We start from the raw sequence: 11,758 nt of genomic DNA, 5'->3' as shown, positions 1-11,758 counted from the left end.
TCGAAACTTGACGGTCTTCGCTACGGTCGGCTACGTCCTGAAAGAGTAATCGGTTGCTCACGGCCTGCTGGTCAGGGTGACCGTCGTCGATTTGTCGAGGGCATGAGTTCAACGCCCGTCCACTCGAGGATCAAGGCAGGGTCGGCGAACCGAACGAGAGAGCGGGGTGACGTCCGGGGTGGCCCAGACGCAGGCTGAATCCGCGGTGATGGCGAGTACCGCCGCGAAGTTCGACCAGGCCAACGAGTCGCTGCAGACGATGTTGAGCACGCTCATGTCCGAGCTGTCCACCTTGAGCACCACGTGGAAGGGCCTCGGCGCGAACGCCTTCGAGCAGGTCAAGGTTCAATACGCGGCCGACCTCAAGAAGCTCAACTCGGCTCTCGGCCAGACTTCCGAGTCGATCCGGCAGTCCGGCAAGAGCTACGACACGACCGACATCGACGCTGCCAGCCGGGTGTCCGGCACCGGTGGCAACTTCCAGCTGCCGCTCTGACGGGGGAGGACGAAGACATGCCCAACGACGGAGTGCTTCTCGTCAACTTCGGCGCCCTCCAGCAGGCGAGTGCCGATATCCAGAAAGCGGTCAGCGCGCTGCAGTCGCAGCTCGACCAGCTCGAGCGCGATGCCGCCCCGCTGGTGACGACGTGGGACGGCGAAGCGCAACAGGCCTATCAGCAGCGCCAGGCGACGTGGCGCGCCGCCTCACAAGATCTGCAGAGCATCCTGCAGAACATCAAGGGCGCCGTCGACCACTCGGTGGCCGACTACATCAGCACCGAGAAGCAGGCCACGCAGCGATTCCAATAGGGCGCCGCATCGTCCGAGGCGGTCGGGGCAGTCTGGTGACTGTCGCCGGCCGTCTCGCTGTGTTCCCGGACGTCCGTTTAGTCCGTTCTTGCGAAACTTACTGTCCCTCGAATGCGCACTGGTTCGTACGGCCAATACCGCTACGATCGGTTGTTGATTGATCGCTTCACGCAACCGAAACGGCGCTTCGGAGAGCTTTCGGGCGCCTACGTAGGGCTTCGTACATCCCGCTAGCACGTCTGTCGACTGCCGCCCATTGTGATCGCAGCCTGACCTTGTAGGTTGTACGCGTTGAGATGGCCTCGTCGCGCGGTGGGGAGAGGTGGACGTGTCCGAGTGGGAGCCGGCTACGGACGCCGAGGTTGCGATGCGCGATGCGTTGCGCACCGACGACCAGGAGTCCTATTTCCGTATTCTCTCTGGCGTTGACCTGCTGCTGCCTGTCTCCGCCGATGCCTTGGCGGGGCTTGCCCCGCTCGGCTGGGGGACGTGGAGCACAGGTGGCCGCACGCATGTGCTGGCCTTTACGTCGACGGCGGCGCTGCAGTCGTGTCTGGCCGATTACACCGGCTCGGCTCGGCGAGTGCCCTATGCGGAACTTGCCAACACCTGGCCCAACCTCGAGTGGTGGCTGGCGGTCAACCCCGGCCTGCCGATCGAGGGCTATCTGCCGGCCTGGTTCGTCGCGCAGCTCTCGCGCGGTGACCTGAGGCTGCCGACGCGTGGACCCGGTCGTGCCGAGGCCAAGACGGGCCCCGGCAAGATGCAAGACCTCCAGGCCGCCGCGATGGCGGCCGCCGCCTCGCAGGGGGCCCGCCCCGGCGGCCCGACCCACGAGGACGGCCCGCTCACCTCGGCGACGGGGGCCTACCCGCAATATCCGTCCGGCACGTTCGGGCAGCAGACGAGCGGCGCTCCCAGCGGCTACGGCCAAGGTGCTCCCAGCGCCTACAGCCAGGCTGCGCCGGCGGGCTACGGGCAGCAGAGTCCGGCCTCCTTCGGCCAGCAGAGCCCGGCCGCCCCGGCTGCTCCGGCGGCTTATGGCCAGCAGAGCCCGGCCGCCCCGGCTGCTCCGGCGGCTTATGGGCAGCAGAGCCCGGCCGCTCCGGCTGCCTATGGTCAGCAGAGTGCCGCTTCCTATGGTCAAACGGGCGCTGTGGCGTCCGGAGCGCCAGCCGCCTACGGGCAGGCCGCCGCGAACACCTATGGCGGCGCCTACGCCCATCAACCCGGGCAGCCTCCGACTGACACCCTGCCGACTCGCACACCGGCGCCCGCACTCGAAAAGGCTCCGCCGGTGAGTGCCCCGCCTCTGGCCGCCCGCCCGGCGAGTGCTCCTCCGGCCGCCGCCCGCCCGGCGAGCGCACCACCCGCGCCGTACGGCAGGCCCGCGAGCGCACCCCCGGCGTACGGCCAGCCGGCCGCTTATGGCCAGCCACCCGCCTACGGTCAGCCGGCCAGCCCGCCCGCCGCTCCTGCCTATCCTCCGGCGCGCCCCGGCGGTTTCGGCCAGCCGGCGGCTCCTCAGTCGCCGGCTCCGGGTTCCCAGCCGCCCGGCCCAGGCGGTCTCCCCGTCCGGTCGGCCGGCTCCGGGCTGCCCAACGGCCTTCCGGTGCGCACGCCCAGCGCCGCGGCTTCCCGCCCGCACGCGGGTCGCGACGACGACCCGCGCGGCCCCCTGCAGGACCCGACCGGCCCGTTGCCGATCCGCACCCCCATGGCGCAGACCCCGCCGGTGCCCGAGCACATCACGCCGCAGGACCCGGAAGAGACCCCGTTCAACCCGAACTGGGCCAGCCCGTCCGGGTCGAACCCCAACCTGCTCAACGAGTTGCCCCGCCGCCGGCCCGCCGACGAGCTGCAGCGTCCGGCCGGCTTCCCGCAGGGTCCGGCCTCGCCGCAGGCGGCCGCGGCACAGCGCGCGATTCCGGCGGCGCTGCCGCCCATCTCGGCGCCTCCGGCCCCGCCGGTCCCGCCTCTGCCGTCCCGGGCGTCCGAGCCTGTCCCCGGCTTCGGCACCCCGCTCCCGCGTCGTCAGGCCGCGTCGCCGGCCGAGCGGCCCGGCATGACGTCGTTCCCGGCGTTCCAGACGAAGTCCGACCAGGCGAGGTCCGAGGCCGCCGCCGCGCAGCCGCCGATGGCTCCGCCGGTAATCCCGGGCTCGCCCGGCAGTGACCGTCCGGCCCGTCTCGGCGCGCAGCCGTCGTTCGAGGCGCGCGGAGGCGGCGTGGTTCCGCCGCCGGCACCTCCTCAGCCGCCGGCCCCGCCCGCGGTGGCGTTCTCCCCGGCCAACGAGGTCGAGCGCGACCTGTTCGACGCCGCCGGCGGTCACAGCACCGACGCGTTCCTGTCGACGTTGCTGCTCGCGACCGTTCTCGTCCCCGTGGCCAACCACTCCCGCCCGGGCAGCTCGCCCGGCGAGTCGGGGTTCGCCTTCCGCACCGAACACATGGACGGCGAGAACTTCCTCATCGTCTTCACCAGCAAGGACAGGCTGGCCGAGCACTACTCCGAGCCGACTCGCACGGTGGGTGTCCGGTTCTATGAGCTGATCCGCAACTGGCCCGACCCGGCCTGGTCGTTCGCGGTGAACCCGGGTGGACCGATCGGCGCGAAATACCCCGGCCCGCAGGTGATCGCGCTGGCGAGCTGGGCTGCCGAGTCCGGTCTGGGCCTCGACCCGGACGGCCCGCTCGACGACGTCGCCCCGGTGCCCGCACCCGAGCCCGCCAGCGACGACGCGCAGCACGCGACGGTCATGCAGAAGACGATCCCGCCCGAGCAGGTCGACTACTACCTCGAGCGGGGCTACGACCGGGTGGCCGGTTTCGTGCACCGCGCGACCGAGGTCGAGCACCTTCGTACGCCGACCGAGCTCCTGGGTGCTCTGGGCCTGAGTTACGACGGCTCGTTGCACCAGGTCGACGCCAAGGAGGCGTACGTTCTGAGGTGGCCGGCCTATCGTCCGAGCCTCTACCGCATCCCTTACGGCGGCCAGAACGAGCAGGCGCTGAAGGCGATGGACGGCTGGGTGATCGAGCGTCCGCCGTTCCGTGGCAACGGTTTCGCGCCCGGCGAGGGTCGTGACGTGATCGCGGAGTTCAAGGTGGACAGTGTGCGGCTGCCGCACGGTGCTCAGCTGTGGCGCATCGACGCCGACGGCCACGAGCGCATGGTCGCCATCTTCGACAACGACGGACCGCTCTGGCGCCGGGTGGGTGAGCAGTGATGCGTGACGGTTACGTGGTCGCCTGGCAGGGCCGGGAGTACGACGCCGCGCCCGACGGCGACAACGTCCGGATCTACCGCATGGATCCGGCGGACGGCTTCGACGAGATCCGGCCCGGTCGTTACGCGCGGGTGCTGACCCCGCAGGAGTACGACGAGCTCATCTACGTGCGCACCACCTGCACGTGGCGGGGCGCGCCGTTCATCGTGCTCGGCGAGGCCAACGCCTGGCTGCGCGTCGAATACACCGGCGGCCGTGCCCCGATCGCCCGCCAGCTCGGCCTCGAGGAATTCGACTTCGGGGTCTACCAGGGCTGGGCGCCGCTGCACGAGGTCAGCGACCTGCAGGAACAGCGCATCTGATCAGTTGGTCTTGAGCCACCGCAGCACTTCGCCGGTGACCACGTCGCCGGCTTCCTGGTGCAAGAAGTGCCCGGTGTCCGGGATCAGCCGCCATTCGTACGGCGCGAGCACGTAACGACCGGAACCCTGGGCCGTGCGCGGCAGCGTGGCGGTGTCGAGCTCGCCGTGCAGTTGCAGGGTGGGCGTGACGAGCGGCTTCTGCATCAGCTTGACGAACCGATAGCCCTGCAGCCTTATCGTGCTGCGAAACGCCCAGCGGTATGCCTCCAGCGCGCAGAACGCCGCCTGCGGGATCTGGATCGCCGCACGGCAGCGAGCCACGTAGTCGTCGAAGTCGGGCGTCTCCCGCCAGCGTGGGCTGGTCCAGCGGGTCATCAGCTCGCCCACGAGTGCCGCGTCGTCGCGGGTGAGCACGTGTTCGTAACGCGGCACCTGGAAGCGCAGTGCGTTGGCCGAGGCGGTGAACTGACCACGGGGGTCGGCGAAGAGGGCCGCGCGCAACCGCAGCGGGTGGGCCGCGCCGAGCACGACCAGCCGGTTGACCAGCTTGGGGTGGAACGACGCGGCGGCCCAGCCGATCATGCCGCCCGCGCCCGCCCCGACGATCGTCGCGTTGCGCTCGCCGAGCGCCCGGATCAGGCCGGTGACGTCGGCCGCCATCGTGTAGCCGTCGTAGCCGCGCGGCGGCTTGTCGCTGGCCCCGTAGCCGCGCAGGTCGATCGCGACGGCCCGGAAACCGGCGTCGGCGATGCGCGGCAGCATCTCGTGCCACGCCCACCAGAACTCGGGGAAGCCGTGCAGGAAGAGCACCAGGGGGCCGGTGCCGGCCTCGACCACGTGGAAACGGCTGCCGTTCGCGCCGACGAAGCGATGGGTCCACGGCCCGTCCACCAGCACACACGACTCGTCAACCCGACCGCCCATGTCCTCAAGACTAGGCGTTCGGGTCGACGCGGTGCGCCCGGCGGCTGCCATCGGGCCGCGGTCGACGGGTCAGCGGGGGTCGATCAAGACGCGTACCAGGGTTCCCGGCTTGCCGGTGCCGCAGCTCACAGCCGTCTTGCCGGGGGTGATGCGAGCCCGCACCTTGTCGCCTTCGCCCATCGGAATCGACTTCTTGGAGTAGACCGCCCACGTCTCGCCGTCGGAGCTCTTGAGCTTGTAGCAGGGCCCGGAGCCGCCGGACGTGACAGTCGCGGTGGTCCAGCCGATGCGCGGCGGGACCTTCGGAGCCGTTATGTTCGCCGGGCGGCTCGGCGTCGGCTGAGGCGCGCCTGGGTCCTGGTAGCCGCCGCCGGAGTCCGGGCCGGTGGTCGAAGCGGGCGGAGGGATTCCCGGCGTGCCCGGATCGGTGCCCGGGTTGACGGTCGAACCGTCGATGGGGACCGGAGCGGACGCGGTGGGCAGGCTCGCCGAGCCGGACCGCTCGTCGCCCCGGTCGCGGGCACAACCGCCGACCAGCAGCAGAGCCAGCGACAGCGCGCCCGCCGTGCCCGCGATGTATTTGAGCTTGACCATGAGACCCCCGTGACCGAACCTCGCGGTCGTGCGGGACCGCGGCGGCAAAGCGTAACGGTTTCAGCTCCGGCTCGGGGGGCGGCGTCCGGAGGCATTCCCGGACGCCGCGCCGAGTCTGGTCAGTCCTCGGACTTGCCCGTCTGCATGCCGGCCGAGATGAGGTCCATCACCGCCGAGTCCTGCAGGGTGGTGACGTCGCCCAGGGAGCGGTTCTCGGCTACGTCCTTGAGCAGCCGGCGCATGATCTTGCCGGAGCGGGTCTTCGGCAGCTCGGGCACGAGCATGATCTGCCGGGGCTTGGCGATCGGGCCGAGCGTCTTGGCCACGTGGTTGCGCAGGTCGACGTTGAGCTGCTCGCCGATGTCACCCTCGGTCTCCACGTTGCCGCGCGGGATCACGAACGCCACAATCGCCTGACCGGTCGTCGGGTCGGTCGCGCCGACCACCGCCGCCTCGGCCACCGAAGGGTGCGAGACCAGCGCCGACTCGACCTCGGTGGTCGAGATGTTGTGGCCCGAGACCAGCATGACGTCGTCGACGCGGCCGAGCAGCCAGAGAGCGCCGTCCTCGTCCTTCTTGGAGCCGTCGCCGGCGAAGTAGATCCAGTCGTCGCCCGAGCCGGCGCCCGCACCGAAGCGTGACCAGTAGGTGTCGAGGAACCGCTGGTCGTCGCCCCAGATCGTGCGGAGCATCGACGGCCACGGGTCGCGCAGCACCAGGAAGCCACCGCCGCCGTTCGGCACGGACTGGGCCTGGTCGTCGACCACGTCGGCGGTGATGCCGGGCAGCGGGGTCATCGCCGAGCCGGGCTTGGTGGCCGTCACGCCGGGCAGCGGCGAGATCATGATGCCGCCGGTCTCGGTCTGCCACCAGGTGTCCACGACGGGACAGCGCTCACGGCCGATGTTCTCGCGGTACCACATCCACGCCTCGGGGTTGATCGGCTCACCGACGCTGCCGAGGATGCGCAGCGACGACAGGTCGTAGCCGGCGGGGATGTCGTCGCCCCATTTCATCATCGTGCGGATGAGGGTGGGCGCGGTGTAGAGGATCGAGACCTTGTACTTGTCGACGATCTGCCAGAACCGGTCGCGGCCGGGGGTGTCCGGCGTGCCCTCGTACATCACCTGGGTGGCGCCGTTGGAAAGCGGGCCGTAGACGATGTAGGAGTGTCCGGTCACCCAGCCGATGTCGGCCGTGCACCAGTACACATCGGACTCGGGCTTGAGGTCGAAGACCGCGTTGTGCGTGTACGACACCTGGGTCAGATAGCCACCGGTGGTGTGCAGGATGCCCTTCGGCTTACCGGTGGTGCCCGAGGTGTAGAGGATGAACAGCGGGTGCTCGGCGTCGAATGGCTGCGCCTTGTGCTCGGTGCCGGCCTGCTCGACCGTCTCGTGCCACCACTTGTCCTTGTCGTTCCACGCGACGTCCTGCCCGGTGCGGCGTACGACGAGCACGTTCTCGATGCTCGGGCACTGCGCGACGGCCTCGTCGACCGTGGGCTTGAGCGCCGACGGCTTGCCGCGCCGATAGCCGCCGTCGGCCGTGATGACCAGCTTGGCGTCGGCGTCCTGGATGCGGGTCGACAGCGCCTGCACCGAGAAGCCGCCGAAGACGACGCTGTGCGTCGCACCGACGCGGGCGCAGGCCAGCATCGCGACCGCCGCCTCGGGGATCATCGGCAGGTAGATGGCGACCCGGTCGCCGGCGCCGACGCCCAGGTCGGTGAGCGTGTTGGCGGCCTGGCTGACCAGCTTGAGCAGCTCGGCGTAGGTGATGGTGCGGGTGTCGCCGGGCTCGCCCTCCCAGTGGATGGCGACCCGGTCACCGCGGCCGGCCTCGACGTGCCGGTCGACGCAGTTGTAGGCGACGTTCAGCTCACCGTTGACGAACCACTTCGCGAACGGCGGGTTCGACCAGTCGAGAGTCTGGTCCCACTTCTTGGCCCAGTCGAGCCGGTCGGCCTGGGTGGCCCAGAAGGCGAGGCGGTCGGCGGCCGCCTCCTCGTACGCGTCCGCCTTCACGTTGGCGGCCGCGGCAAGCGCTTCGGGCGGTGGGAACTGCCGGCTCTCCGACGACAGGTTCGCCAATGTCTCGCTCATGAGGGCGGCTCCTCTTCACTGCTGACCCGGGCTTCTTCGTTGCACACTAGTGGCGCCGGTGAATGCCGGCGACGGGTTGCGCGGCTCTGCGCGCCGGATGGCGTCGTGGCCGCGCTGGGTGACCAAGAGTTGCTTGGTACTGCGCGAATCTTGCCAGTTGTGAGCCCGTTTGCGCATCCCGAGTTTCTGAAGGATTACCGGATACGGTGTTCCCGTGGATCCCCTGGCCCCTCTTCTCGACCTTGCCGATGTCGCGCCCGCGCTCACCGAGGCGCGTGATCGTGTCGACGCCGCGATGCGACACCGCGCGCTGCGCAGGCACGGTGGTCAGGTCGCCGCCGAGGCCAGCCTGCGCGCGGCCGTGGCCAGCGCCGCGCTCGAGGGCAGCGTTCACGACCTTGACGACGTACGGTCCGGAACGGTCACTGATCCCGTGGTGCAGGGCGCGCTGCGAGTCGCCGAGGGCGTCGGCGGGCTGGTCGACCTCTGGCCGCGAGCTCCTCGTCAGGTGCTCGCCAAGCTGCACGTCCTCGCGGCCCGGGGTGCCGTTCCCGCGGTCGACCTGGGCCGGCTCACCTCGGGCGCCGAGCGGGTCGACATGCTCGCCGCCCTGGTCGCGGGCAACGACCGGACGCCTCCTCTGTTGCTCGCCGCCGTCGTGCACGCCGAACTGCTCACCCTGCGCCCGTTCGCGGGCCCGGCCGGTGTGGTGGCCCGGGCCGCCGCGCGGCTGACGCTGATCAGCCGCGGGTTCGACCCTCGCGGCCTGGTCGCGATCGAGGTGGGGCACCAGGCGCGCGAGCCGGAATACGTCGGTTCGGCGGGTGCCTACGCCACCGGAACCCCCGACGGCGTGCGCTCCTGGCTGCGTCACTACGCTGCCGCGGTGACCCTCGCGGCCGACGAGATAACCGCGATCGGCGACAATGTGCTGGCATCAGTATGACGTGTTGTCGCGTCGTCACTCTGTGCCTACAGCACCCGGGTTGACCAGGTCTTTTTAGACTCCGTACGTGGAAACATGGGTGCGCCCGTACACGCCGGGCTCCGGGCGTTGGCTGATCATCGGCTGGGAGGCGTTCGCCCTGGCCCTGCTGGCGTGGGCGACGATCGGGACGTTCGAGTTGACCGGGCACGGCGTACGGCTGGTCGCCTGTGTGCTCGCCGCCCTCTGGGTGCTCGGCGCCCACCGCATCCTGCTGATGGGCGCCTACGTCGGCGTCGACGGGCTGCGCATCCACGGCCTGCTGCGGTCGCGCACGATGGCTTGGGCCGAGATCGCCCAGGTCCACCTGCATGACGCGAGCCACCGTCTCGGGCCGTTCCGCATTCCGAGCGGCCTGACCGTGCTGATCGAGCGTCGCGACGGCTCGACCGTCAACACGGAACTGTGGGCTCAGGGCGTCGACTTCCACTCGCGACCCAAGCTCTTCCGAGCGGTCTATCACGAACTGCGCACACGGCATCTGGCCGCCCGGAACGGCTGACTGGACGGGGCAGAAAAGATTAGAGCCGGCGTCCCTCAAATGGGGCGCCGGCTGCTGCGCGTCCAGACCGGGTTATCAGGCGTGCGCCTGGGTCTCGTTGTCGACAGTCCACAGGCCTCACGGCTCCTCAAATGGAGCCTAGGGGGCCGCGGTCCCGTAGCAACGTGCCTGCCGTGGCTAATCGCGCGTGGGTTCCCGGTGGCCGTGCACGAGTCTCGTCGAAGGTGCCCCAGGAATCCCGGCGCTTCCGATGCGATCCTCGCCAGTTCTTTCTACGCCCGTCGCCGCATGATCGCCAGGGCTTCGGTCCGGCAAACCTGGCTTTTTGCATTAGTCAGACCAAAGCCATTCGCGCTGCTCATTGCCGTTGCGCGAGGCTGTGCAATCACTGTGCGCTACGTGCACGGATACGCATAGCTGCCCTCGCGTGCGGTTACGGGCCAGCCCGGAAGCGAGCCGAGGAGGGTGCGGAAACGCCTGGCGCATTCGGTGAAACGGGGACTCTGGCTACGCCGTACGATCAGATCTTCGCCGCTGGTGTGCGGGTGCGGCGGAGGCGGGCATAGATGGCCAGGCCGATGGCAGCCCCGACGCCCACGCTCAGGGCTGCGGCGGCCACCGGGACGGCGGGGCGGTCGCGCAGACGACGGCCCAGCGGGATGGGGTGGCGGAACTCGAGAATGGGCCACTCGTTCTCGAGCGCGGCCCGTCGCAGGGCCCGGTCGGGATTGACGGCGCTGGGACGGCCGACCGCCTCGAGCAACGGCAGGTCGCTGCTGGAGTCGGAGTAGGCATAGCAATTGTCCAGGTCGTAGCCTCGCTCGGCGGCCAGCTCACGGATGCCGACGACCTTGCTGGGGCCGGCCGCGTAGAACTCGACCTCGCCGCTGTAGCGGCCGTCGACGATGCTCATGCGCGTGGCGATGATGTCGGTGATGCCGAGCAGCGCACCGATCGGGCGGACCATCTCGTCGCCCGAAGCGGAGACCAGAACGACGTCACGCCCGGCCGCCTGGTGCTCGGCGATCAGCGTGGCGGCCTCGGCGTAGACATAGGGGTTGATCAGCTCGTCGAGGGTCTCGGCGACGATCTGCTGCACCTGCTCGACGCGCCAGCCCTTGCAGAGGGCGGCCAGGTAGTCGCGGGTGCGGGCCATGGCCTGCTCGTCGGAGCCGCCACCCAGCCGGAACATCAGCTGTGCGTAAGCGGATTTGACCATGTCACGGCGGTTGATCAGGCCGTCACGGTAGAACGGCCGTCCAAAAGCCAGTGCGCTGGACTTGGCGATGACGGTCTTGTCGAGGTCGAAAAACGCGGCGCTCAGGCCCACGGGCGGCAAGTGTAGTCGCAAGTGGTTCATCGCCGTCGTCCCCGGCGCGCCGGATCGAGCGGGTCGTGACAGACTGTGAAATAGGTCAGACGGGCAGCACTATCGCAGCGAGCCACAATCGGTACTCGACTGAGCTGCTTCTGTGAGGCATGCTTGTGCTGTTGCGATCGGGATTCATGTTGTGATCGATCGCGCTCCATCACTTAGAGAACCCTCGGTGATTGCGCCCCCCGCGATCACCGAGTCGATTCGGCTCGACCCCCCCGGAGCCGAATCCTCGGACGACCCCCGTCTCCCCCGACGGGGGTCGTTCCCTTTGCTCGGCGGCCTCAGGCACCCGACGCCTGTGCCTGGCGGCCGGCCTCCACAGTGTCGCCGAGGCCATTGTCGCCGAGGCCATTGTCGGCGAGGCCATTGTCAGCGAGGCCGAAGAAGCCGCACAGGCCGGTGACGTCGAGCACGCGGCGGAACGCGGGGGTGGGGTCGACCACCAGGAAACGGGCCTCCACCTCGGTCGCGGCGCGGTAGCCCTCGATCAGCGCGCCCAGCCCGGTGGAGTCGATGAAGGTCGCGGACCGCAGGTCGACCCGCACGGCTGGCGGGGACCACTCGGCGACGGCGTCACGCACGCAGGCGGCCAGCTCCTCCGCGTTCGAGAAATCGATCTCGCCCTCGACGATCACGACGGCGGCACCGTCGCCGGCGAGCGAACGGGTGATCGAACTTTCCATGCCAACCCCATCGGTCCGTGTCGGCCCAACATACCCAACCCCTGCTCGTTCCACTCCCCTCGAAGGCCCCCCGATCGGCTTAGCAGATCGCCCCGCCGCGGACACGTTTTCCACAGCCCGCGGAGTTGTCCACAGGCTCGGCGATCGTCGGTGGCCGGCGGCTCCGCGGCTCGCCAAGGTGGGCGC

Annotated in this window: 11 protein-coding genes; 6 read left to right on the top strand and 5 right to left on the bottom strand. The window is 69.8% G+C overall.

The genetic code is table 11. The features are described from left to right. Positions 1 to 166 precede the first annotated feature (166 nt). The 4 genes from EER30_RS10510 (at position 167) to EER30_RS10490 (ending at position 4,401) form a co-directional block, all read left to right on the top strand. A complete protein-coding gene (locus tag EER30_RS10510; RefSeq protein ID WP_349290859.1) occupies positions 167 to 496 on the top strand; it encodes a WXG100 family type VII secretion target in 330 nt (109 codons plus the stop codon). Positions 497 to 513: 17 nt separating this feature from the next. Continuing rightward, positions 514 to 810 (top strand): WXG100 family type VII secretion target, encoded by a 297-nt coding sequence (locus EER30_RS10505; protein ID WP_127500125.1) that lies wholly within the window; start codon positions 514 to 516, stop codon positions 808 to 810. A gap of 328 nt (positions 811 to 1,138) precedes the next feature. After that, complete coding sequence (locus tag EER30_RS48535) at positions 1,139 to 4,039, top strand: SseB family protein (protein ID WP_240669929.1); 2,901 nt, start codon at positions 1,139 to 1,141, stop codon at positions 4,037 to 4,039. Then, positions 4,036 to 4,401, top strand: a complete 366-nt coding sequence (locus tag EER30_RS10490; RefSeq protein WP_127500124.1) for a hypothetical protein — start codon at positions 4,036 to 4,038, stop codon at positions 4,399 to 4,401. The genes EER30_RS48535 and EER30_RS10490 overlap by 4 nt, the downstream gene beginning before the upstream one ends. Here EER30_RS10490 and EER30_RS10485 read toward each other — a convergent pair whose 3' ends face one another. From EER30_RS10485 to acs, 3 genes are all read right to left on the bottom strand, one after another. After that, a complete protein-coding gene (locus EER30_RS10485; protein ID WP_127500123.1) occupies positions 4,402 to 5,325 on the bottom strand; it encodes an alpha/beta fold hydrolase in 924 nt (307 codons plus the stop codon). 69 nt (positions 5,326 to 5,394) lie between these two features. Further along, a complete protein-coding gene (locus tag EER30_RS10480; protein WP_127500122.1) occupies positions 5,395 to 5,919 on the bottom strand; it encodes a hypothetical protein in 525 nt (174 codons plus the stop codon). 119 nt (positions 5,920 to 6,038) lie between these two features. Beyond that, a complete protein-coding gene (gene acs, locus EER30_RS10475; protein WP_127500121.1) occupies positions 6,039 to 8,024 on the bottom strand; it encodes an acetate--CoA ligase in 1,986 nt (661 codons plus the stop codon). A 214-nt stretch (positions 8,025 to 8,238) separates the two neighbouring features. Here acs and EER30_RS10470 point away from each other — a divergent pair, with 214 nt between their 5' ends. Both EER30_RS10470 and EER30_RS10465 read left to right on the top strand, forming a co-directional pair. After that, positions 8,239 to 8,970 carry a Fic family protein gene (locus tag EER30_RS10470; protein WP_240669928.1) on the top strand — a complete coding sequence of 244 codons (732 nt, stop codon included), beginning with the start codon at positions 8,239 to 8,241 and terminating at the stop codon, positions 8,968 to 8,970. A 67-nt stretch (positions 8,971 to 9,037) separates the two neighbouring features. Next, positions 9,038 to 9,511, top strand: a complete 474-nt coding sequence (locus EER30_RS10465; protein WP_127500119.1) for a PH domain-containing protein — start codon at positions 9,038 to 9,040, stop codon at positions 9,509 to 9,511. Between the two features lie 520 nt (positions 9,512 to 10,031). On the opposite strand, the gene EER30_RS10460 is transcribed toward EER30_RS10465, so the two are convergent. Together EER30_RS10460 and EER30_RS10455 are read right to left on the bottom strand one after the other, a co-directional pair. Further along, on the bottom strand, positions 10,032 to 10,841 hold the full coding sequence (locus tag EER30_RS10460) for an HAD family hydrolase (protein WP_127500118.1): 810 nt from the start codon (positions 10,839 to 10,841) through the stop codon (positions 10,032 to 10,034). Positions 10,842 to 11,170: 329 nt separating this feature from the next. Next, complete coding sequence (locus tag EER30_RS10455) at positions 11,171 to 11,572, bottom strand: STAS domain-containing protein (RefSeq protein WP_127500117.1); 402 nt, start codon at positions 11,570 to 11,572, stop codon at positions 11,171 to 11,173. Between the last annotated feature and the right edge of the window lie 186 nt (positions 11,573 to 11,758).

Origin of the sequence: Actinoplanes solisilvae, from assembly GCF_003999975.1 — a bacterium.
Taxonomy (GTDB): Bacteria; Actinomycetota; Actinomycetes; order Mycobacteriales; family Micromonosporaceae; genus Actinoplanes; species Actinoplanes solisilvae.
The sequence above is the reverse complement of the archived record's forward strand: the minus strand, read 5'-3'. Positions and strand labels throughout refer to the sequence as shown.